Source organism: Chamaesiphon sp. (assembly GCF_041738855.1).
Classification (GTDB): domain Bacteria; phylum Cyanobacteriota; class Cyanobacteriia; order Cyanobacteriales; family Chamaesiphonaceae; genus Chamaesiphon.
The window spans coordinates 19,433-41,561 of sequence record NZ_JBGSPA010000209.1 but is presented as its reverse complement, the minus strand read 5'-3'; the positions used below and the strand labels follow the sequence as shown (position 1 = coordinate 41,561).

At 48.5% G+C, this 22,129-nt stretch carries 20 protein-coding genes and 1 pseudogene; 16 read left to right on the top strand and 5 right to left on the bottom strand.

Annotated elements, in window-relative coordinates; all coding sequences use genetic code 11:
* Window positions 1-121 precede the first annotated feature (121 nt).
* Entirely contained in the window at window positions 122-2,038 is a 1,917-nt protein-coding gene (locus tag ACEW9I_RS23600) for a transglycosylase domain-containing protein (RefSeq protein ID WP_373542775.1), read from the top strand.
* Window positions 2,039-2,268: 230 nt separating this feature from the next.
* Here ACEW9I_RS23600 and ACEW9I_RS23595 read toward each other — a convergent pair whose 3' ends face one another.
* Window positions 2,269-2,586, bottom strand: coding sequence for a DUF1825 family protein (locus tag ACEW9I_RS23595; RefSeq protein WP_373542774.1), 318 nt, complete (start codon window positions 2,584-2,586; stop codon window positions 2,269-2,271).
* 129 nt (window positions 2,587-2,715) lie between these two features.
* Between ACEW9I_RS23595 and ACEW9I_RS23590 the strand changes: the two genes are divergently transcribed.
* From ACEW9I_RS23590 to ACEW9I_RS23580, 3 genes are all read left to right on the top strand, one after another.
* Window positions 2,716-3,120: an NINE protein gene (locus tag ACEW9I_RS23590; RefSeq protein ID WP_373542773.1), complete on the top strand. Its 405-nt coding sequence runs from the start codon at window positions 2,716-2,718 to the stop codon at window positions 3,118-3,120.
* A 48-nt stretch (window positions 3,121-3,168) separates the two neighbouring features.
* Window positions 3,169-3,714, top strand: a complete 546-nt coding sequence (locus ACEW9I_RS23585; protein WP_373542772.1) for an NADPH-dependent FMN reductase — start codon at window positions 3,169-3,171, stop codon at window positions 3,712-3,714.
* Between the two features lie 62 nt (window positions 3,715-3,776).
* Window positions 3,777-4,310, top strand: coding sequence for a ComEA family DNA-binding protein (locus tag ACEW9I_RS23580; protein WP_373542771.1), 534 nt, complete (start codon window positions 3,777-3,779; stop codon window positions 4,308-4,310).
* 342 nt (window positions 4,311-4,652) lie between these two features.
* On the opposite strand, the gene chlP is transcribed toward ACEW9I_RS23580, so the two are convergent.
* On the bottom strand, window positions 4,653-5,879 hold the full coding sequence (gene chlP / locus ACEW9I_RS23575; protein ID WP_373542770.1) for a geranylgeranyl reductase: 1,227 nt from the start codon (window positions 5,877-5,879) through the stop codon (window positions 4,653-4,655).
* Between the two features lie 40 nt (window positions 5,880-5,919).
* Between chlP and ACEW9I_RS23570 the strand changes: the two genes are divergently transcribed.
* Both ACEW9I_RS23570 and ACEW9I_RS23565 read left to right on the top strand, forming a co-directional pair.
* Complete coding sequence (locus tag ACEW9I_RS23570) at window positions 5,920-6,069, top strand: hypothetical protein (RefSeq protein ID WP_373542769.1); 150 nt, start codon at window positions 5,920-5,922, stop codon at window positions 6,067-6,069.
* Window positions 6,070-6,195: 126 nt separating this feature from the next.
* Entirely contained in the window at window positions 6,196-7,278 is a 1,083-nt protein-coding gene (locus tag ACEW9I_RS23565) for an RNA ligase (RefSeq protein WP_373542768.1), read from the top strand.
* Window positions 7,279-7,323: 45 nt separating this feature from the next.
* Here ACEW9I_RS23565 and ACEW9I_RS23560 read toward each other — a convergent pair.
* Window positions 7,324-7,933, bottom strand: a pseudogene (locus ACEW9I_RS23560) (Uma2 family endonuclease).
* Window positions 7,934-8,339: 406 nt separating this feature from the next.
* Between ACEW9I_RS23560 and ACEW9I_RS23555 the strand changes: the two are divergent.
* From ACEW9I_RS23555 to ACEW9I_RS23520, 8 genes are all read left to right on the top strand, one after another.
* Complete coding sequence (locus ACEW9I_RS23555) at window positions 8,340-9,188, top strand: AAA family ATPase (RefSeq protein WP_373542767.1); 849 nt, start codon at window positions 8,340-8,342, stop codon at window positions 9,186-9,188.
* Window positions 9,189-9,471: 283 nt separating this feature from the next.
* Window positions 9,472-10,932: a tetratricopeptide repeat protein gene (locus tag ACEW9I_RS23550; RefSeq protein ID WP_373542766.1), complete on the top strand. Its 1,461-nt coding sequence runs from the start codon at window positions 9,472-9,474 to the stop codon at window positions 10,930-10,932.
* A gap of 259 nt (window positions 10,933-11,191) precedes the next feature.
* On the top strand, window positions 11,192-12,982 hold the full coding sequence (locus ACEW9I_RS23545) for a tetratricopeptide repeat protein (protein WP_373542765.1): 1,791 nt from the start codon (window positions 11,192-11,194) through the stop codon (window positions 12,980-12,982).
* Between the two features lie 725 nt (window positions 12,983-13,707).
* Window positions 13,708-15,066 carry an APC family permease gene (locus ACEW9I_RS23540; RefSeq protein WP_373542764.1) on the top strand — a complete coding sequence of 453 codons (1,359 nt, stop codon included), beginning with the start codon at window positions 13,708-13,710 and terminating at the stop codon, window positions 15,064-15,066.
* Window positions 15,067-15,170: 104 nt separating this feature from the next.
* Window positions 15,171-15,722, top strand: a complete 552-nt coding sequence (locus tag ACEW9I_RS23535; RefSeq protein WP_373542826.1) for a cyclopropane-fatty-acyl-phospholipid synthase family protein — start codon at window positions 15,171-15,173, stop codon at window positions 15,720-15,722.
* A gap of 85 nt (window positions 15,723-15,807) precedes the next feature.
* Window positions 15,808-16,359, top strand: a complete 552-nt coding sequence (locus ACEW9I_RS23530; protein ID WP_373542763.1) for a hypothetical protein — start codon at window positions 15,808-15,810, stop codon at window positions 16,357-16,359.
* A 90-nt stretch (window positions 16,360-16,449) separates the two neighbouring features.
* Window positions 16,450-17,163 (top strand): cyclopropane-fatty-acyl-phospholipid synthase family protein, encoded by a 714-nt coding sequence (locus ACEW9I_RS23525; protein WP_373542762.1) that lies wholly within the window; start codon window positions 16,450-16,452, stop codon window positions 17,161-17,163.
* Complete coding sequence (locus ACEW9I_RS23520; RefSeq protein WP_373542761.1) at window positions 17,114-17,470, top strand: hypothetical protein; 357 nt, start codon at window positions 17,114-17,116, stop codon at window positions 17,468-17,470. The genes ACEW9I_RS23525 and ACEW9I_RS23520 overlap by 50 nt, the downstream gene beginning before the upstream one ends.
* Before the next feature lie 7 nt (window positions 17,471-17,477).
* Here the strand turns inward: ACEW9I_RS23520 and queC are convergent, their stop codons facing one another.
* Window positions 17,478-18,212: a 7-cyano-7-deazaguanine synthase QueC gene (gene queC / locus ACEW9I_RS23515; RefSeq protein ID WP_373542825.1), complete on the bottom strand. Its 735-nt coding sequence runs from the start codon at window positions 18,210-18,212 to the stop codon at window positions 17,478-17,480.
* Window positions 18,213-18,758: 546 nt separating this feature from the next.
* Between queC and ACEW9I_RS23510 the strand changes: the two genes are divergently transcribed.
* Together ACEW9I_RS23510 and ACEW9I_RS23505 are read left to right on the top strand one after the other, a co-directional pair.
* Window positions 18,759-19,814: a Gfo/Idh/MocA family oxidoreductase gene (locus tag ACEW9I_RS23510; RefSeq protein WP_373542760.1), complete on the top strand. Its 1,056-nt coding sequence runs from the start codon at window positions 18,759-18,761 to the stop codon at window positions 19,812-19,814.
* Window positions 19,815-19,881: 67 nt separating this feature from the next.
* The gene (locus ACEW9I_RS23505; RefSeq protein ID WP_373542759.1) at window positions 19,882-21,327 is read left to right on the top strand and encodes an ATP-dependent DNA helicase RecQ; all 1,446 of its coding nucleotides are present in this window, start codon (window positions 19,882-19,884) and stop codon (window positions 21,325-21,327) included.
* Window positions 21,328-21,402: 75 nt separating this feature from the next.
* On the opposite strand, the gene ACEW9I_RS23500 is transcribed toward ACEW9I_RS23505, so the two are convergent.
* Window positions 21,403-22,098, bottom strand: a complete 696-nt coding sequence (locus ACEW9I_RS23500) for a Uma2 family endonuclease (RefSeq protein ID WP_373542758.1) — start codon at window positions 22,096-22,098, stop codon at window positions 21,403-21,405.
* Between the last annotated feature and the right edge of the window lie 31 nt (window positions 22,099-22,129).

Sequence of the window (22,129 nt, the reverse complement as noted above, 5' to 3'; positions counted from 1 at the left end):
GCGAGCTACAACCCAGCTTCAAGCGGCGACATGCAGCGACTACCGACCGGAGGCGATGCCAACGATGCCGACGCTCCGCCCACTTTGAATTGATTATCCCTAATTTGAGAGAGAGATCTTAGTGTCATCTAGAGCTTTAAACAAACAGAAACCTCAGCCCACAGAGCCTCAACCAGCAGATCGTCAATTCGCTGGTGGGATCGGTCAGATTGCTGGTGGTACGATCTTGGGTGTCACCATGCTGGCGAGTTCGATCGTGGCTGGTGGATTGGTGGGGTTGGCGATTAGCTTCCGCAATTTACCAGATGTGCGCGTATTACGCAGCTATGCACCCACCGAAACTACCTATATCTACGATGTCAAAGGCGTCCAACTAGCTAGCCTCCACGATGAAGCCAATCGCGAAGTCGTCCCCCTCAATCGGATTTCCCCCCATCTCAAACGCGCAGTCCTAGCGATCGAAGATAGTCACTTCAATTATCACAAAGGAGTGAATCTCACTGGCGTCGGACGCGCGCTCGCCACCAACTTCAAAAAAGGCGGCGTCACCGAAGGTGGTTCGACGATCACGATGCAGTTGATCAAAAACTTATTCCTATCCCAAAAACGCCAATTTAGTCGAAAATTAGCCGAAGCGGTGTTATCGATTCGACTCGAACAAATTTTCCGCAAAGATGAAATCTTGGAAATGTACCTCAATCAAGTTTATTGGGGACACAATAACTATGGGGTCGAAACTGCTGCCCAAAGCTATTTTAACAAACATGCCTCCGAGCTGAACCTAGCGGAAGGAGCGATGATGGCAGGGGCAATCGCCGCACCCGAAAAATACAGCCCATTTATCAACTTCAAAGTCGCCAAACAGCGACAAGAGCAAGTACTCGCCAGAATGCTAGAGCTGAAATGGATTAGTCCCGCTGAGGAGAAAAAAGCCAAAGCATATCCCATCAAACTCGGTAAAATCAAAACTTGGCAAACTAGTAAACTACCTTACGTAACTGATGCGGCGATCGAAGAACTCAACCAACGCTTCGGGCGAGAAACCGTCCGCAAAGGTGGAATGCGGATTCAAACGACGATCGATTATGACTTCCAAATCGCCGCCGAAAAAGTCGTCCAAAATGCTTACACACGATTGGGACGCAGTAAATATCAAATCAGTTTAGTCGCGATCGATCCGCGCACTCACTTTGTCAAAGCGATGGTGGGCGGCGTCGATTACAAAAAGAGTAACTTCAACCGTGCCATCTACGCCAATCGGCAGCCAGGTTCGTCATTCAAACCCTTTGTCTATTACACCGCCTTTGCGACTGGCAAGTTTTCGCCAGAGTCGATCGTCCAAGATAGCCCCGTCCGCTATCGGGATGGGAGTGGCTACTATTCACCTCGCAACTATGGGGGTGGCTACTCTGGCTCGATGAGTATTCGGACGGCACTGGAGTATTCTACCAACGTCCCAGCAGTAAAATTGGGTAAAGAAGTCGGCTTGGACAAGGTGATCCAAACCTGTCGCACACTAGGGATCGAAAGTCCGATCGAGCCTGTTGTATCATTACCATTGGGAGCGGTTGGCGTAACCCCGATCGAAATGGCTAGCGCATTTGCCACCTTCGCCAGCAATGGCTGGCAGTCAGAAACTACTAGTATCCTCCGCGTCACTGATAGCGACGGCAATATCCTGCTAGACAATACCCCCCAACCCAAACTCGTCCTCAACTCCTGGGCAACAGCCCAGATCAACAGCGCGCTCCAATCGGTCGTCACCAAGGGTACTGGGAAAGCCGCCGCGATCGGTCGTCCCGCCGCCGGAAAAACTGGTACCACCGATTCAGAACGCGATGTCTGGTTTGTAGGCTACGTGCCCCAGCTAGCCGCCTCTGTGTGGATTGGCAAGGATGACTATACCCCCCTCGGTCGAGGTGTCACTGGCGGTACCTACGCAGCACCGATTTGGCGCAGCTTTATGCAGGAGGCTCTCAAGAATGAACCTGTAGAGTCATTCACACCACCAGCAAAATTCAAGCGTCCAGGGAGCTAGGCTTTAGGCTTTAGGTTTTAGGCTGTAGTTTGTAGGGTGGGCACTGCCCACCATCTAGCTTCTGGGCGGTTAGACGCGATCGATACTTATGCTGGAACTAAGTGGCTAAGTGCAAAAATATTCGATCTAAATTGTCTGAACGCTTGCTGTGGGTAGTGCCCACCTACTGGGACTTAGGTTTGTAGGGCGTGTTTGCAATAGTTTGCGCGACCAACGCCCTCAAGCCAGCATTACTTATCGATTTCTGACTTCATGCGATCGAGAGTGAGATTCATTTGCTCGAACATTTGCATCGGCGTCATCCCAAACTGACTCATCTGCGTGTTCATTTGCTCGACAGTCATCTTCGCCATAAAGTCATCAGACAGTTCAAACCGCTTCATAAAAATCCGATAGCGATCGAGTAAAGTTTCCATCCGTTCGATGAACACAATCTTACCCTCGCGATCGAACTTACCATACTTACCGCCGAGCTGAGTCAGATGTTGATAATCGTCAAACAACTGTTTGGCTTCTTGTTGGATGATATCAGAATCAAAAAATCCCATGGCAGATAATTATCGGAATAAGGTTAAACTTAGAAAGTGCAGAACACCAGCGATCGACACCAATACACCTATTTTAGAGCGGTCTTTGGGCGCGTGTAACTGCGGTTTCCCGTATGAGAGGATCGGTTAATGTTCGACTCTACCACACCCAAAAATCGCCAAATCGCGATCGTGCTGGCATTTGCGAGTATGGCGACTCCTATTGCGGGGTTTCACAAATTTTATCTCGGACAACCTGGGTGGGGACTAGTTTATCTATTATTGTCCTGGACGCCAATCCCGCATATTGCCGCAGCGATCGAAGCTGTGTGGTATCTCACTCAAGATGATACCCACTTTGGCACCAATTCTAACTCGCTGCTGCCCGATCGGGCGATTGGGCAAAGCCCACACTTGGCGAACGCACTACTCCGCACTCATCCGGTAGCGACGATCTCTGAATCAATTCGGGAGTTGGACAAACTCCGCGCCGATGGTTTGATCTCCGAATATGAATTCGAGCAAAAACGTCGTCAATGGCTCGATCGAGCATAATGGAATGATGGATGCTATTTCCCCAATCGATCGAGATCTCAATTAATTATGGTGAAAATTGTTGGTATTGCAGGTAGTTTAAGACCGGATGCTTATAGTCAGATCGCGCTGGCAATCGCCGCCCAGAGAGTGCAAGCTCTGGGTGCCCAAGTCGAAATTTTGGATCTGAGGCAGATGCAGTTGCCTTTTTGCGATGGTGGTACCGAATATCCCCACTACCCCGATGTCAAGAAGCTGCAAGATACCGTCGCTGATGCGGATGGGCTGATTTTAGTTTCGCCAGAATATCATGGCAGTATCAGCGGCGTCTTAAAAAATACTTTGGATCTGATGAGTTTCGATCAGCTCTCCGGCAAAGTTGCCGGATTTATCACAATTTTGGGCGGACAAAGCAATAGTAACGCCCTCAACGATTTGCGAATCATCCTCCGCTGGGTTCATGCCTGGTCTATTCCCGAACAAATAGCGATCGGGCAAGCTTGGCAAGCTTTCACTCCTGAAGGTAAACTGACAGATGAGAAACTATCAAAACGCTTCGACCAATTCGCCCACAGTTTGGTGACCAATACTCGCAAATTGCGATCGGTTGATTGATGTTGGATGTGCGGCTGCCTTACTTATCTGTTCAGAATGGCATATCATCCCCTAAAAATCCCTTGACACACGATTCTTTTCGGACAGTACAATTTCTCCTCAAAATGTCTTTGCGATCGCGGATTACTGAAGACCCCTATTATCGGTTCAAGTCAGCATTTGAGATCGCTGTCGCTGCTGATTTGGGTGTCAAAATTGATGTCAATCAAGCTAATGTAGATGATTGGTTGCGTTTGCCAGGGATTTCTATCCATCAAGCACGGCAATTAGTCACTTTGAGCCAAGCTGGAGTGGCTTTTTACTCGATTTCCGATCTAGCGGCTGCTTTAAATATTCCCATCTCTAGACTACAGTGGTTGGCTCCAGTACTGAGCTTTCAGTACTACGATCGCTCGTCCGCGCTACCATCGATTCAGATAAATGGAGCAACCGCAGCCGAACTAGTACAGATTCCGCAGCTCTCGCCAGAACTCGCTACCCAAATCATCGCCCATCGCGAACGAGATGGCAAATTTACAGATTTAGCCAATTTCCAGCAACGACTGGGATTGTCTGGCGAAATGATTGGCGCGCTCATGCACTATCTCCAGTTTTAACTGGAGAGCCGATCTATATTCGATAACCCAAGTTGCTACCTACAGAGAACGCCGACGATTGTGTCTTGGTGCGCTAAACCCTCTCTGCGATCCGCTGCGCGTTGGCTTAGCCTGCGCCTTGCGCTTACGGGGAACCCGTAGACGTTGGCGTTGGCGTAGCCTGCCGTAGGCACAGCCTGCCGTAGGCATACGAAGCTGCCGTAGGCACAGACGGAGCGCGCACCGCAAACCACTGAGGTTATAGGCAGCACTTTGGATTATTCAATATCAAACACATTTGACAACAAAAAAGGTAGGTAAGAGTACCTACCTCTATTTTTAGTGTGAGTTTGACAATGATAACTATGGAGCTAGAGCATTGCCACGGAGAAGACTCCCGATCGTTTTAGCAGTAATTTTCATCTGGGTAATCGGATTGGCTGGTACTACCGTCTTGTAGAGGTAGCTGTCGAAGGTGAGCTTCTGCACATCGAGATCGCCACACATTTCGACAAAGGCTTCACGGGTAGCATCGGAACGGTAAAATACCCGCTGAAGGATATCCAATACCGTGTAAGTCAAGCCATAAGCCTTATCCCACTGCTTGATATATACTTTCAGATCGGCTTCAGTGGGGATTTTTGTCCCTTGCTCGGAACGCTCGACGATGACTTCGGCGCACATTCGTCCTGATTTGGCGGCAAAGTAGATCCCTTCGCCAGAAGACTTGGTGACATAACCAGCCGCGTCACCGACGAGCGTACACCGACCGACGACCCGTCGCGGGCGAGGATGTTCGGGGATCGGGTGGGCTTCAACTTTGATAATAGTACCGCCTTCGAGCTTCTTGGCAGCCCGTTTGCGGATGCCAGCTTGCAAATTCTTGATTGAGGCTTTGTGTACCTTCATCGTCCCTGTACCGACCGCTACGTGGTCGTATTTGGGGAATACCCAAGCATAGAAGTCAGTCGAGACATCATCGCCGACGTACATCTCCGCCAGACTATGGTAGTACGCCATTTTATCTTCTGGCAGTCTGATCCGCTCTTGGAAAGCGATCGCATAGTTGTAATCACCAGCATCCATTGCTTTGGCGACGCGGGAATTGGCACCATCGGCACCGATGACGAGATCGACTTTGAGAGTTTTGGCTTCGCCTTCGAGGCTACCGTTGGCATGATCCGCATAGTGGAGCACATAAGGGTCTGTAGTGTTCAACCCTGGCATTTCCAACTTATGGACGGTACCGTTAATTAATTTAGCACCTAGTTTGGCTGCGCGATCGCGCAAAAAGCCATCCAATACTTCCCGCCGACACATGCCGATATATTCACCAGGCTTGAGGGTTTGACCGATATCGACTTCGACATTGGAAGGGGAGATCATCTTCATCTGCCGCACCTGGCGATCGATAATCTCTGGCGGCAAGTCAAATTCACTCACCATACATAGAGGTATCGCTCCACCACAAGGCTTGGCGTTATCTAATTTGCGTTCAAATAAATAAGTTTCAATTCCAGCTTTCGCTAACACTTCAGCGGCGGAGGAACCCGCAGGTCCAGAACCAACAACAGCAACCCGTAGTACCACAGCTATACTCTCTTTTTATGACTTGTGCTTACACTGATGGATGTTAGCACGGACTCTCGGAGCGATCGCCCAGAATCCTCATCAGTCAGTCAGAATTGAAATATTCCTTTATATAACGACATATTTGGAGTGGTGGATGGTGGATGGTGGATGGTGGATGGTGCAAGATGTGAAAATCAACATAAATTAGTTCGGGGTATCCCCTAGCTCCTCAGAGCCATTGACACCCAATTCTAACCACCGCAGCCAGTTGAGAACCGATCGCCAAAACTAGCTGCGGGGAAAGACGATCGAGTAATTTAGATGTAGATCGACTTTGTACTCCGCTCTCGGTGAAGATTGCCAACCGCACATGACCAACCTCCCATTTGACCCACAGACATTACCGACACTCATCGAGCAAGGTTACATCATCCGTCAGATCCACCCGAGCTTACCGCTGACGATTTATAACTACACTGCCAAAGCGCAATACGATCGCTATTGGAACGATGCGACACTCCACTGTCGGGGGTTGGTATTGGATGAGCAGTATCGATCGATCGCCAGACCACTACCCAAGTTCTTCAATCTCAGTGAGGATCGAGGTAACCTGCCCGATGGTGTACCACAGATCTACGAGAAGCTCGATGGATCGTTGATTATCTTGTTTTGCTATCAAGGACAGTGGGAAGTAGCTTCGCGGGGCAGTTTTGCCTCAGAGCAAGCACAAATGGCACGGGTATTATTGGCTAATTATCAGCCCGAACTCGATCGACTCGATCGCGAGTATACCTATTTATTTGAAATCATCTATCCCACCAATCGGATTGTGGTAGATTATGGCTTGGCGCAGCGGCTGGTACTCCTAGCGGCGGTGCATACACAGACGGGTGTAGAGCTAGAGCATACTCAGGTAAATTGGCGCGACAGGGCGCAGACTTATCCTGCTACTACTCTCCCCGCATGGCTCCAATCGATCGATGAAACTCAAGCCGCGCTCACCAACCATGAGGGATTTATCCTCAAGTGGCCCGATGGATTTCGACTCAAATATAAGCTGGCTGACTATGTTCGGTTGCACCGGATTATCACCGGAGTTCAAGCCAAAGATATCTGGGAATGTCTGAGCCAAAATCGCGATCTCGACCAGTTTCTCGATGCTGTTCCCGATGAATTTTACAACTGGGTCAAAGATACCAAGCTGGAATTAGAAACTAAGTATCAAGAGATTGAATCTGAGTGTCAAGCAGCTTTCCAGGATTTGGGCAATAGACGCGAAACTGCACTGTATTTTCAAACCCAAACATATCCAGGTGTATTATTTCTAATGTTGGATAAACGAGAATATAGCCAAGTTATCTGGAAGCTCATTAAACCTGGTTATGAACGTCCATTTCGCTCCGATAGTGAGGCATAGGGAGCGGGCACTGGTGCGTTGGCTTACGCCTAACATACCCAATTCCTACAAAATCGCACTTAGATCGATCGAGCATCCAACTAAGACATCTTCGCCATCAAGAGTCAGTGGCGACTGCAATATTTCCACTGGCTGCCCCAATCTATAAACTTCCACCTGTTGTTGCTGGGGGTTAATCAGCCATCCCAACCGCACACCATTAGTTTGATACTCCAGCATTTTAGCTTGAAGCGTAGTTAAGCTATCACTCATAGATCGCAGCTCAATTACAAAGTCGGGAACGATCTGTGGGAAGGCAATTTTAGCCGAGACACCCTCAAATTTAGACTTTTCGATCCAGGTCACATCAGGCGATTACCTCCGGTAGGCTATGCCAACGAACGGCACCAGAAGGGAGTGTGAAGCCACCAGATGAATCAAAAATTTTACCTAGTTTGGTTTGTCGATTCCAAATACCAACTTGGATATTTAAATCACTATTTTTTTCTGAGCTTTGCCATCCGGCTGGTGCCATTGTGACTAATTCTCCGGTAGCTGTTAACTCAAGTGGTATATCTGGGTTATCTTGACACAGTTGCTCAAACTCTGCGTGGGTAAGGCGAAGAGTGATATGGCTGATATCAACTAGCAGAGGTCTGGTGTCTAGAGATTGCATAATGATTAGTTATTGCTGGTTCCCGATATTTTATTTTAACTGCTCCAGCTTCAATCTAAATTCATATTCCTATTCTGAAGAGGTAATCTAATCAAACAGTTTAAATTCTTTTTGCTACGGCTGTACATGGTCTGTGGGCATTGCCCACCCTACATTTCTACCCTCTACTGGTGCGTTACGGCTTACGCCTAACACACCCTACATCAACTGAAATCTTAGTCCGCGTAAGCGGACTTTGCACTCCAAGCAGCGGTTAGAAACCGCTGGGGCTATCGGTCGCAACTTGGGTTATTTATAACAACGATCGGGTGACTGTTATGACTACCCCCTACTCCCTGTCTTGATTCGCTAAACCGTCGGGGAACCCGACGAGCGCGAATCGCTACCCTCTACCCTCTAAAAAACAATGCCACTTAAACTCATCCTCACCAAAGGCTTACCCGCTAGCGGTAAAACCACTTGGGCGAAAGAATATATCCAAAAATATCCAGAAACTGCCAACCTCTGTAAGGACGATCTGAGATTGCAACTAGGTGGTACCAATAAACGTGAAAAACGGATTATTAAAGTCCGTGACTTGTTGACAGAGTATTACTTCGAGCAAGGTTATTCGGTAATTTGGTCGGATACCAATCTCAATCCAGTTCATCTGAGCCGAGCAACTGAATTGGCTGCCAAATATCAAGCAAAATTGACAATTAAAGACTTTACTGATGTCTCCTTGGCTGAGTGTATCCGTCGCGATCTGGTGAGATCGAATTCGGTCGGACAAGAGGCGATCGAGCAGATGTATTATGACTATCTGTACGCACCAGATCCAGTACCAGAGATCGATCCGCAACTCCCCGATTGTTATTTAGTAGATATCGATGGGACATTGGCAATCAATCATACGCGATCGCCATTTGCCTGGGAGCGAGTGGGTGAAGACGCGCTCAACCTAGCCGTAGCAAGGACGATCGCCAAATTGGGTCGAGATACCCAGATTGTCTTATTATCAGGTCGATCGAGTGTCTGCTACGCTCTGACGGTGGATTGGCTAAAACAACACAATATTCACTACACAGATTTATTTATGCGTCCGGCTGACGACCAGCGTCCCGACGATGTACTCAAATCAGAATTATACTATTTCAATATTCGCGACCGCTACAATGTAATCGGAGTTATTGACGATCGACCCAAAGTATGTAGGATGTGGCGGAAGTTGGGATTGAATGTCTTTCAGGTGGGAAATCCCGATTACGAATTCTAAGTGCAAATAACTGATTGTCACATGGAAAATTGATATACTTGGTAACTCAAAAGTTACGAAAAAATACTAATTATGTGGTATAAAAAAAGTATATAAGTGGTAGTTCAATTGCGCGATCGACTGGGAACACTAAGCAGGTAAACGCCGTAGTCTTGTCTAAAACAGTTGCTAACAGCGAGATTACCTCTCGACGGCTAGAGAGGGGATAGATTCGCCCCTACCAACTGTATTCCTTGCCGCAATCTTGACAAACGTACTATTTATGTCGGACTCACACATCAAGTTGACATCTGCACAAACACTAAATTTACCCAGGCATCAAGTCAACACAAAAGTGCAAAAATTGTGTCAGCAGGGTCATGACAGTGCCTTTAGAGGCGAGCACCAGCAAGCGATCGAGTCGTTCACGCAAGCGATCGAACTCGATCCCAATCTGGTGTTAGCTTACTGCGCTAGAGCTGGCTCATCGCTGGAGTCAAAAGATTATCGACGAGCTGAGGCTGATTATAAGACAGCACTGCGGCTCAGTCCAGCTTTGGCGATCGCCGATGGTGGACTGGCGCGGGTGTATTACGCCAGCAGTAACTATCCAGCGGCGTTGAGTGCATGCAATCTAGCGATCCATCGCGATCCGCTCAACCTCGATTTTTATCACTGTCGCGCCTTAATTAACAAAAAACTGGAGGATTGTCATGGAGTCATCGCTGATTGCAAATTTATCCTCGAACAGCAACCGAGTGACATTTCCGCCCGCTGGTTGAATGCCCGCGCTCATTTTCAGCTTGGTAACTATCAACTGGCACTGTTCAATTTTACTCAGTATCTTAACTTCCAAAATGATGATTTTTACGCTCATTATTATCGCGGCATCTGTTATGAGCGACTGGGCAATCTCCCCCCGGCACTGAGCGATCTCAATAGTGCGATCGATCTCAATGCCGATCTAGCCATTTTAGCCCGCAGACGCGGACGGATTCGGCAACAATTAGGTGACTTGAGTGGGGCGATGGCGGATTACGATCGCGCGATCGAGTTAGATCCCCAGATGGCGCAGGCTTATGCCAATCGTGCCGATATCTATATCAGTCGTGGGGACTATCCGAGAGCATTGATGGAGTCCGATCGCGCGATCCGCTTCAACCCTCGGCTCGTCAGTGCTTACTATCAGCGGGGAGTGATCCATACGGAAGTCGGCAATCTTCATGCTGCGCTAGCTGATTATCATCGTCTGATCCAGATCGATCCACTAGATCTCAATGCCTATATCCAACGGGGTTGGATCTACTTTCGACACGGTGAATATCCCGCCGTGATGAGAGATTGCGAACAGGTGTTGACGATCGATCGCAATTCAGTACCTGCTAATTATTTGATGGGAGTGGTGCAGTCGTTATCAGGATTCAAACAAGAGGCAATTTTTAGTTTTACAAAGACGATCGAGCTATATCCTGCGTTTATCTGTGCTCTCTACCATCGGGGACTCTTACAATACGATCTCAAGAATGAAGCTAAAGCTCTGAGTGATTTTCAGCAAGCTCAATCAATTCAAACTAACGGCTTTGACTGCACCACTCAGCGCGATGAAACTGGGTTATATGCCGAAGGACTAGCATTGTATTATATGGGTCACCCAGATACCGCCAGAGTCATCCTCCATCAAGCAGCATTAGTCGCCCAAAAGCTCAAAAGTGCGGTTTTTTATCGCCAGATTGTATTTACGATCGAAGCTCTAGGCATGGAGTGATAATTGATAATTGATAATTGATGGCAGCTTACGCTCCGAGATATTACTGAGAGACTGTTATCTATTTTAAATTTAAATTGTAGTGTAAATACTGAGCCGATCGATCTACAGGCTGGCTAAGATCGGTAAAAATACCTCCGCTCGATCTGTAAATGATAGTAAAGATCTTCATCGAGCGAGTATTTGGTAAGTCGTCAATCCTGCCATAGTGGTGACAACCGACAAGATCGCAACTAAATTATTTTGAGGCACTCCGGTTATGTCGAAACCTTACTCTCCTTCCTCTGCTCCAGAGTTTGCCACTCAGCATGACTACTCAGATATTTTGGGGACATCACTGCCCCCAACCAAACCACTCCAGCCAAAGGGTGCCGCTGCTGCCTTAGCGATTGGCGATCCTTGGGCGAGTGATGTATCCTCAGCCCAGGTAGAGCAGCCACCACTCCCTACTCCATCGCCATCAGAGAGCGATCCGTGGGCGAGTGACGCAGCCGTCACACCAGCAGCTCAGTACTTACGCCCAACCGTCGTAGTAGCAACGATCGATCCACCTGTGAGTGTCCCAGCGATCGCGATAGTGCCACCCTCAGCACCAGTCCCCACGCTAGAATCCCCAGCCAGCGCAGCAGCGATCGATTCAGAAGCTCCTGGCATCACCGCCCAAGATCTGGCGCTCAAATCCTGCCGACGCGGTAGCAAGTCACTAGCCGCCAAAGACTACGCCCGAGCGCGATCGGCTTATAAAATCGCTGTCGAATGGAACCCCAAACTGGCGATCGCCCATAGTGGGATGGCGCAAGTTTGCGATATTATCCAAGATTATGAAGGTGCTTTAGTCGCCTGGAATTTGGCGATTCAGTGCGATCCAGCAGAGCTGGATTTTTATTACCAACGTGCGCTAGTCAACAAAATCCTCAAGAATTATTTTCAAGTTTTAGCTGATTGTAAACACATCCTCGCACAGGCACCCGATCGACCATTAGTGCGCTGGCTATACGCTGTTGCCCTTGTCAAACTGGAAAACTATCAAGCTGCTTTAGCGAACCTCGATCGGCATATTGAGGAATATCCCCAAGATCCCAATGGTTACTGCTATCGGGGGATTTGTCGCGAACGATTGGAGCAATTTCCCGACGCCTTGGCTGATTTCGATCGGGCAATTGCGCTCCAGCCCAACCAGCCGGTATTCCATCACGCACGCGGGCGGACGCGCCAAAAGTTGGGTGATTATCACGGCGCACTCGCCGACTTTACAGTGACGATCGATCGCAAACCGCGCGCAGCAGTCTATGACGATCGCGCTGAGGTACATCGGTGTCTGGGCGATCGCGCAGCAGCTCTCCAGGATTGCGATCGGGCGATTGCGCTCAATCCCAAATTTATCGAGGCGTATTTTCGCCGTGCATTAACTTATACCGAACTTGGCGATCTCGAACTCGCATTACGCGATTGTAATCAGACGATCGATCTCGCCCCTGAACATATCACTGCTCACATTCAGCGCAGTTGGATCTATTTTCGCCAAAACGATTATCGACATGCCAAGCAGGATTGTCAGGCTGCTAGAGCGATCGATAATACTTGTTTTTGGGCGAGTTACATGTCGGGTGTCATTAATAGCTTGTCGGGATTGAAGCACAACGCGCTCAAGAATTTTAGTCAAGCGATCGAGATTTCGCCCAATTATGTCTCGGCTAGATATCATCGTGGGATTGTTTATCACGAACTCGGAGATATCCCCAAAGCGATGGCGGACTTCAACCAAGCGCGATCGATCCAGGATCGGGGCTTGGAGCGATTGCTCGATCGCGATGAGACGGGATTCTACGCTGAGGGTTTGGCACTCTACCACATGGGACAACCCGAAGCCGCCCGCACGGTACTCATCCTCGGCGCATTGTCCGCCAAACGTTTTAATAACCCCAGTTTTCACCAACTGATGCTCACCAAGATCGAGGATTTGGGACTGGCGTCTGGGGAACTTGCCAGCACGGCATCAAATTCTTGTCCGATCGGCCTACCATTGAACCTCCCCACAATCAGCTTGTAGGGGTGCCCCTTGTGGGTAACCAAGGGTTAAGGAATTAGTAATTCCGATCGTTGTAGATATGTCTATTATTTAATCCTCATTCCTTAGTGTAAGTTTCTGCAAAGGTTGCTTGTTTAATTCCGATATCGATTGCTATCCTTAGCTAGTTACAAACTCTCGATTTAGAGGATTAGGCAATAAACGGCGAGGTTTGTGTATTTCCAACTATCGATTCGGCAGGGCCGACGCTACGCGAACGCGCTTTTATCATAAAAATATCGGCATTTAACCCTCACCCGATCGCCAGATTGCGAAAATTTCACTAGTCAACGGATCGTGTTAATTAGCTAAAAACTGGATCGCCTGTAAACTAATACAGGTTAGCTATTTGTTGTCAAAAAGTCGGTTATCTTGATACATACGATCTAATTTACTAGCCAAGAGCTAGTAAATTTTTACTGGTAATACGACCGGAAAATTTAAATTCAAAGTCTATCGATCGATAGATAACTTTACTAAAAAGCCTGTTGTATATTTAATAGTAGTACAAAATAAAGTTTTTGAAAGTATCGATAAATAATAAATTTATAATCAGAGCAATTATTCTGATAATTATCAAATTAAAGCATCGTAGATCTAAAGATAATTTAATTTATAATGCAAGCTAAAAATTGATAGATCTTCATTATAAATTTATCGATATTCGATCCGCTCTAAAATATTCACCTAGGATGTAAAGTAAAGCTATGAGTGCAATTGAGCAATCTAATTTACTCGAAGTTTCAGGACACAAAATTGCAGCCCCAAGACCCTCACTTAGACTATTGGATGCGATCGCCTTGATTGTGGGACTAGTTATTGGGGCGGGAATATTTGAAACGCCCGCGTTAGTTGCGGCTAATGCCGATAGTAACCTTGCTGTTTTACAGGCTTGGAGCCTTGGTGGAATAATTTCAATTATCGGTGCTCTCTGCTACGCTGAACTGGCTACAACTTACCCGTATATTGGCGGTAGTTATGATTACTTAAAAAGAGCATTCGGTCAATCAATTGCGACCTTGTTTGCTTGGGCGCGAATGAGTGTAATTCAGACTGGATCGATCGCGTTACTCGCATTTGTATTTGGAGATTATGCTTCCCAAATATTCCGGCTGGGCAGCTTCTCGGCGGGGATTTATGCAGCAATGGCGATCGCCCTGCTCACCGCTCTGAATATTTTGGGCATCAAGCACAGTAAACGGCTCCAAAATTGGCTGACAATTACCACCATCCTGGGACTGCTAGCAGTGATTATCATCGGTCTGACTTTGCCCACAGCAGCAGCTGCTGCTCCTGCTACCGCTGCTGTCAGTACTTCCAGATCTTGGGGATCGGCAATGGTATTTGTCCTGTTGTCCTACGGTGGTTGGAACGAAGCAGCCCAGATCTCCGCCGAAATCGAGAACTACCGCCGCAATATCGTCCGATCGCTGCTGTGGGGGCTGGGGATCATTACCGCTGTGTATTTGCTGATTAATTTGGCATATCTCCAGGGCTTGGGATTGGCAGGGATGGCTCAGTCCTCAGCCGTTGCCGCCGATTTGATGCGACAGGCATTCGGCGAACCAGGAGCCAAATTCATCAGTATCCTGGTGGTGGTTTGTACCCTCGATTCGATTAATGCCACCATTTTTACGGGCGCACGTACTAACTTTGCGCTGGGGCAAGATGTCGCTACGTTCCGGTGGTTGGGTGTTTGGCAAGACCGTCATAGTACCCCAACTGCTGCCTACTTATTCCAAGGGGCGATCTCCTTGGCACTAGTCGGACTCGGTATGGTTACGCGCGATGGGTTCAAGACGATGGTCGATTTTACCGCCCCGATCTTCTGGTTTTTCTTTTTACTCAGCAGCATCTCGCTGTTGGTACTCCGAGTGCGAGATCCCGATCGACCCCGCCCGTTTCGGGTACCGCTGTACCCGATTTTACCGTTGCTGTTTTGTGCTGCCTGTGGCTACCTGCTGTACTCCAGTTTGGTCTATACCGGAACTGGGGCGATCGTTGGCGTAGTCGTCGTGGCACTGGGTATTCCCTTTGTCGTCCGGCATCGCCAGCAGACTCGATAATTTGACCGAACATCTCAATCGCAGTTAATTAGGAGCAAAAAATCGTGAATGTACCATTGAAACTAGGCAGAGCGTTCGCGGGATTGGGGATTGTCGGATTGGTGGTGGCTGGAGCAATCCACTTGCCAACCAGCGACACCCCACGGATCGATCGCGCGATCGCGCAACCACAACTCGATGTCCCTTATGTCCCCACACCAACAGCCGTAGTGAACGCCATGCTCACCCTGGGCAACGTCAAGAAAAATGATGTCCTCTACGATCTCGGCAGTGGGGACGGTCGAATTGTGATAACGGCGGCTCAAAAGTTTGGTACCCGTGGGGTAGGGATTGATATCGATCCGCAACGCGTCAAGGATGCAAATCAGAACGCTCAAAAAGCAGGTGTGACCGATCGAGTTGAGTTTCGTCAGCAAGATTTATTTACCACAGATTTACGCAACGCTACCATCGTCACTCTATATCTGCTACCGGAGATTAATTTGAAATTGCGACCCAGGTTGTTGAGCCAACTCAAACCAGGGACGCGGATTGTTTCTCATGCTTTTGATATGGGGGACTGGAAACCCCAAAAAGTTGTCAAGGTGGGCAGTGAAACTATCTACTACTGGACGGTGCCAGCCAAAGGTAGTAAACAGTTGACAGTTGACAGTTGACAGCTAGGCAGGAGGCTCTAAGCCCCTGCTGTTAGTCAAAAGTCTTAGCGAAGATCGCCTCAAGCTTACCAGCAGGAGAAAGCAAATGCCCACTACCTCACCACAGCACAACAAAATATTAGTCTCGATTTTAGCAGGATTAGGAGTTGGTCTGATTGTCGTCAGTATTTCCGGCTCATGTGATGCCAACTCTAACTGCGTCCCTCAAGTTGCACAAAATCCGATGGGGTTGCCTCTAGTAGCTCCGATCGTCAGCAGTGAGCCAACTTCAGATCGAGGAGATTTTAGCACTCCAGCAAGGGTGAAAGTCAAGGACGATCGACCCGCCCCACTCCAATCCGCTCAGATCGACCGCCAAGAAGCACAAGTCGCAGTTTCGCTATCGCAAGCACAGTTAGCTCAAGCGCGGATTAACCTAATCGAATTTCAAGCTAAGTATGACAGTGCCAAAATCTTGGCTCAACAAGGTCAAGTTAGTCGCCAACAATTAGACACCGCCAAAGCTGCCTACAATCTAGCCCAAGTGCAACATCGTGCGGCACTGATTGGGGTACAAGACTCTACCGCCCAACTAGTCGCAGCTAAAGCTGAAGTTAGTAGGCTAAGCCGCAAAACTCATACTACAACAGAGATGTAAGTACCATAGCGCAGTCGGAGCCGCGCCATGAGAGCATCACCCTGGACATCAGTTCAAATTAAACACTAACAAAATTAGGAGAAAATTCTGATGATTTCACCTCAAAAACCGCTGCTACGGAGCTTATCGAATCTCATCGCATTTCAGACACTAATCAGTCTGAACCTCCTCGCTGGCTGTAGCACAAACCCGAATGCAACGACTAGTACAACTACCGATCCAGTAGCTCCAACGGTCGCTCAGGCGCCAGCATTACGATCGCCTGATGTGGTGTATGTACCCACGCCGCAACCAGTAGTCGATCGAATGCTGGCGATCGCCAATGTCAACAGCAAGGATGTGCTATACGACTTAGGTAGTGGGGATGGGCGGATTCCGATTACTGCTGCTCAGAAGTTTGGGATTCGCGCCACGGGCATCGATATCAATCCCCAACGGATTAAGGAAGCAAATGCCAACGCTAAAACAGCGGGTGTGACCGATCGGGTGCGCTTTCTCAATCAAGATCTATTTCAGAGTAAGTTTAGCGATGCCACGGTGGTGACACTGTATCTCTTACCCGAATTGAATGTCAAGCTCCGACCACAGTTATTGAGTCAGCTCAAACCTGGTACGCGGATTGTTTCTCATGCTTTTGATATGGGCGACTGGAAACCCGACCGCACCGAGCAAGTCGAGGTTAATGGTGGGAGTAGCACCATTCACTTTTGGACGGTGCCCGCCAATCCCCCCGCAAATCTACGAGCGTTTCAAATTGGACAACGACCTGTTATCTCTTCTCAAGCAAGTAAATCGACGCTCTAGTGAGGAGTTTCACAGCGGTACTAGATCTATCTGCCTTGCTAAAGGTCGCCGTGCCGCTGTCAGCCACCAAGTATCGATCGAAACCGATCGCAAGATCGAAACCGAGCCACAATCAACCAAATTAATTGCTTACACTCATCCCGATCCCTGCTTTATCGTTGATGGTGATCTCGGTATCCGATCTACAGGTGAATTACTGACTCAGGTCGCGATCGCCAAAACAGGCAGATTAGATCTGGTAGTCAATAATGCGGGTATTTTTGTGCCGGGAAATTTTCACGACCATACCGAAGAACATTACAGCTAGGTAGTGGCTAAAGATCTCGAAAGGGTTCTATTCGTGATGCAGATTTATCATCACCCATCCCCGGATCGACCCTCCCTAATTCTTCAAAAGCGGCTAACCGCAAGCGACAAGAATCACAGGTACCGCAGGGAACATGTTCCCCGGAATAGCAAGACCAAGTTTGCGCCCAGGGTACGCCCAAGCGATCGCCAAGTTGAATAATTTCGGTCTTTTTGAGGTCGATTAAGGGAGTGATAATATCGATCGGTTCACCTTCTCTGCCTTGCTTGGTACCTAATCTAAATACCGATCGCATTGCATCGATATAGTCAGGACGACAATCAGGATAGCCAGAATAGTCGAGTGCATTCACCCCAATATATACCCGACCAGCCGCGATCGCTTCGGCATAAGCAAGGGCAAAGCTCAAAAAGATCGTATTGCGTGCGGGCACATAGGTTACGGGAATCGACGCTGACATTGCCGCCAGATCGCGGTGCTCGGGCAGATCGACTCGATCGTCTGTCAACGCAGAACCACCCCACAAGGTCAAATCGAAGTTTACTACTTGATGGGCAGCTACCCCAACTGCTGTCGCGATCGTCCGAGCAGCTTCGAGTTCGCGCCGATGACGTTGTTGGTAGTCAAAGGACAGGGCATAACAATCGTAGCCTTCACTTTTTGCCAGATACAACACCGTCGAAGAATCCAAACCACCTGAGAGGAGAATAACTGCTTTCACAACGGTCAAAAGATGAAGGATAAGCCGCTATTTTAACTTTTTCCGATCGTTGTCAGGGATGGGATCACCAAACAAGAGGACTCGCTAATCATGCAAACACCATCCACCATCCACCATTCACCTTCCATCCCTAAAGCCTGCTTGGTGCGCTGTCTTGACCCAAACACATGCGGAGGGAACCTCCGCGTGATTTGGGTCGCTAAACCCTCGGGGAACCCGTAGACGAGCGAAGCTCGGCGTGTCGTTGGCGTAAGCCTGCCGTAGGCACAGACGGAGCGCGCATCCGCTAAAGCCTAAAACCTAAAAATAAGGAACATAAACAAAACTTTTCTGTTCTTTACAATCATGATGCTGTGATAGTATCGGGATTGTTTGGGATCGCTCAGACAAACAATGGTTAGCAGTAGAGCGGGTTCTCGATCGAGATCGTCACAGGTGGCTCTGTCCGACCATTAGAGCACAGATAGCTCATACCAGCTTGGGGCGGTATTAACTCGATCGACAGCAACGAAGACTGATAATCAATTTCGTAGTGGTGGAGGAGTACATTTTAGAGTGATAAATAGCATGTCAACCAGACAGTTAGACACAGAAATTCAGTCGGGTTCGCCCCAGCCACTGAAAGTAGGGTTAATCGGGATCGGTAATATGGGACAACACCATGCACGGGTGTTGAGTTTACTCAAAAATGTCAGACTGGTTGGCATTGCTGATGTCAATGTCGAGCATGGTTTGGAAGCCGCCAGTAAGTATAAGGCAAAATTTTATGAAGACTATCGAGATCTGATCTCTCAAGTCGATGCTGTTTGTATCGCCGTCCCCACTAGACTCCACTACGAAGTCGGGATCGCTTGTCTGCAAGCAGGAATCCACGTCCTGATCGAAAAACCGATCGCGGCAACCATCGCCGAAGCCGAAGCTCTCGTCAACGCTGCGGCTGAGTCTGAATGTATCCTCCAAGTCGGACATATCGAACGCTTCAACCCCGTCTTCCAAGAACTCAGTCAAGTCCTCAAAACTGAGAAAGTACTAGCTCTCGAAGCACACCGGATGAGTCCGTATTCCAATAGGGCAAATGATGTCTCCGTCGTCCTCGATCTGATGATTCATGACATCGATTTGCTCCTAGAGCTAGCTGGCGCGCCAGTCGTCGGCTTGACAGCTAGCGGTAGTCGCTGCCCCGAATCCAAATATCTCGACTACGTGACTGCTACTCTCGGTTTTGCCAATGGCGTCGTCGCCACCCTCACTGCTAGCAAAGTCACCCATCGCAAGACGCGGACGATCGCCGCTCATTGCCGTCAATCCTTGACAGAAGCCAACTTCCTCAGCAACGAAATCTCGATTCACCGTCACAACACGGATCTACTCAATGAGTATCATCAGGGCTTATACCGTCAAGATGGACTGATCGAGAAAGTCTATGTCAAAAATGTCGAGCCGCTATATGCAGAGTTAGAGCATTTTGTCAACTGTGTTAGGTGTGGCAGCGAACCGTCAGTAGGCGGCGAACAGGCACTTAAAGCTCTCCGCCTAGCCACATTGATCGAACAGATGGCTCTCGATGGCAAGGTCTGGAAGTTGTCCGATCGCGATCGCTTGGAATTAGTAAATAATAAATAAGCTAGAAGTAGGGGATTTTTAATATTGTCGGGTGGGCACTGCCCACCATCCGAGTTTTAGACTAAAAATGGATCGAATTCAGGCAAAACTACAACAGGTTTGGGGCTATGATGAATTGCGATCGCCTCAACGCGAAATTATTGAATGCTTGCTTGCAGATCGAGACGCACTGATTGTGATGCCGACTGGGGGCGGCAAATCACTCTGCTTCCAAATTCCAGCCTTACTGAGTAGCGGCGTCACCTTGGTGATTTCGCCCCTGGTAGCACTGATGGAAAATCAATTCCAGGAATTAACAGAGAAAAAATTAGCCGTTGGTTTATTGCATAGCGAAACCCCCGCAGCCGATCGCAAGCACACACTTCAAGCTCTATCAGAGCGCAAACTACAGCTACTGTATCTATCCCCTGAAACCCTGCTGACTCCGCCTGTGTGGTCGAGATTGTGCGTTCCCGAACTAAAGATCGATCGCCTGATCCTCGATGAAGCTCATTGCCTCGTCCATTGGGGTGAAACCTTTCGTCCCGCCTATCGCCGCTTAGGGGCGATTCGCGCCACTTTAATCCAATCTAAACCCATTGGCACCAAAATCGCGATCGCTGCCTTCACAGCGACGGCTGACCCCCGATCGCAGCAGGTCATCAAACAAGTCCTGCAACTTGACAAACCCGCCGAATTCATCCTCAATCCTCACCGCCAGAATCTCCAGTTATCAGTCTCTCAAATCTGGACGCCACGCGGTAGAAAAGAGCAGCTCACCAAGTTTATCGACAAGTATCCCCACCAGTCGGGGCTAGTCTACGTCAGAACGCGATCCACCAGCGAAGAATTAGCCAAATTACTGTCAACACGCGGTGACAAAACAGCAGCCTACCATGCGGGTTTGAGTCCCCAAGCACGTCGGCGCGTCGAAGGCGAATGGTTGAGCGGGAAATTGCAATATGTGGTGTGTACCTGTGCCTTTGGGATGGGTATTAATAAATCAAATGTGCGGTGGATCGTCCATTTTCAGCCGCCAGTATTATTGGCTGAATATATCCAAGAAATCGGTCGAGCGGGACGGGATGGTAAGCCATCGGCGGCGTTACTATTGGCATGTGAATCGACAGGTTTATTGTATCCAGAAGACCGCCAGCGCAACAGATTTTTTGCTGAAAGTATCGATCGCTATTACGATCTCGCTACTACTTTAGCCAAACAACTACCAGTAAGTGGGGAAGTCAATGAGATCGAGCGTAAATTCCCGCAAAGTGCAATCGCGTTATCTCTGTTGCATAGCATCGGCGAATTAGCTTGGGAAACACCATTTGATTATCGGCGGTTGAAAACTGGGAAACAACCCAATTGGCAGTCATCAAAGGCACAACAGCAACAACTCTTTAGCGGCGTTCCGACTTATATTAAGTATGCTGGTTGTCGTTGGGAATATTTACTGACTGCTTTTGGCTGCAAACCGCAGTCTCAAAATTGGCGGTGTGGTAATTGCGATCGCTGTTTGGCACAGAGATTGTAACCCAGTCAGATCTGATGTTGCTCAGTTTGCGCGGATTGTGTATTTACAGCCAGTCAATCGCGCTCTCCACAACATCTACAAATCGTTTGGATCGATCCCGAGTTCGCGCAATTTAGCGGCTAATTTTTCAGCCTGTTGTCGAGCTTGCTGGGTTTCTTGTCGAGCTTGCTGGATTTCCTGTTGCGCTTGTTGACGAAGTCGATCTATTTCGACGAAACTCATGAATGGTCGATCGTCAGGGCGATAAATTACGAGCGTATCTTCCTGCATTCTGAAGCGAATACCCAGCCGAGGACTAATCCAATTGTTAGCATCTTCAATCGCTGTTAATCCATCGCCATCTCTGATCCAGCCTGCTAGATCGATCCGATCGGGGTCATATATATAATACTCCTCGACTCCATACCGATCGTAAAAATGCAACTTCCGGTTCATTTCTGCCATCCGATTGCCAGGGGAGAGGATTTCAAACACGACTTGCGGCGGAACCCCATCTTCTACCCACTGTCGATAAGATCCTCGATCGCCTTTTGGTCTACCAAATGCTACCATCGCATCTGGTGCTTGACGAATCTTGTTATCTCCCTCGACTGGATACCACAGCAGATCCCCAGCGATAAATACCTGCGGATCTTCAGCAAATAGCAGTTCGAGGTTTTCTTTAATCGTGACGATCCACCGAAATTGTTTGGTATTATCGGACATCGGCTGACCATCACGATCGGGATAAATAACTTGGGTAGTAATCTCTGCTGGAATTTGGGCAACCATCGCTACCTACCTGAGTGAGTTGATGACTAAT

Excerpts from the sequence above, each read along its gene's own strand:
- ACEW9I_RS23595 (WP_373542774.1), bottom strand. The coding sequence starts at position 2,586 with ATGGGATTTTTTGATTCTGATATCATCCAACAAGAAGCCAAACAGTTG.
- ACEW9I_RS23590 (WP_373542773.1), top strand. The coding sequence starts at position 2,716 with ATGTTCGACTCTACCACACCCAAAAATCGCCAAATCGCGATCGTGCTG.
- ACEW9I_RS23585 (WP_373542772.1), top strand. The coding sequence starts at position 3,169 with ATGGTGAAAATTGTTGGTATTGCAGGTAGTTTAAGACCGGATGCTTAT.
- ACEW9I_RS23570 (WP_373542769.1), top strand. The coding sequence starts at position 5,920 with ATGTTAGCACGGACTCTCGGAGCGATCGCCCAGAATCCTCATCAGTCA.
- ACEW9I_RS23555 (WP_373542767.1), top strand. The coding sequence starts at position 8,340 with ATGCCACTTAAACTCATCCTCACCAAAGGCTTACCCGCTAGCGGTAAA.
- ACEW9I_RS23545 (WP_373542765.1), top strand. The coding sequence starts at position 11,192 with ATGTCGAAACCTTACTCTCCTTCCTCTGCTCCAGAGTTTGCCACTCAG.
- ACEW9I_RS23540 (WP_373542764.1), top strand. The coding sequence starts at position 13,708 with ATGAGTGCAATTGAGCAATCTAATTTACTCGAAGTTTCAGGACACAAA.
- ACEW9I_RS23530 (WP_373542763.1), top strand. The coding sequence starts at position 15,808 with ATGCCCACTACCTCACCACAGCACAACAAAATATTAGTCTCGATTTTA.
- ACEW9I_RS23525 (WP_373542762.1), top strand. The coding sequence starts at position 16,450 with ATGATTTCACCTCAAAAACCGCTGCTACGGAGCTTATCGAATCTCATC.
- ACEW9I_RS23510 (WP_373542760.1), top strand. The coding sequence starts at position 18,759 with ATGTCAACCAGACAGTTAGACACAGAAATTCAGTCGGGTTCGCCCCAG.
- ACEW9I_RS23505 (WP_373542759.1), top strand. The coding sequence starts at position 19,882 with ATGGATCGAATTCAGGCAAAACTACAACAGGTTTGGGGCTATGATGAA.
- ACEW9I_RS23500 (WP_373542758.1), bottom strand. The coding sequence starts at position 22,098 with ATGGTTGCCCAAATTCCAGCAGAGATTACTACCCAAGTTATTTATCCC.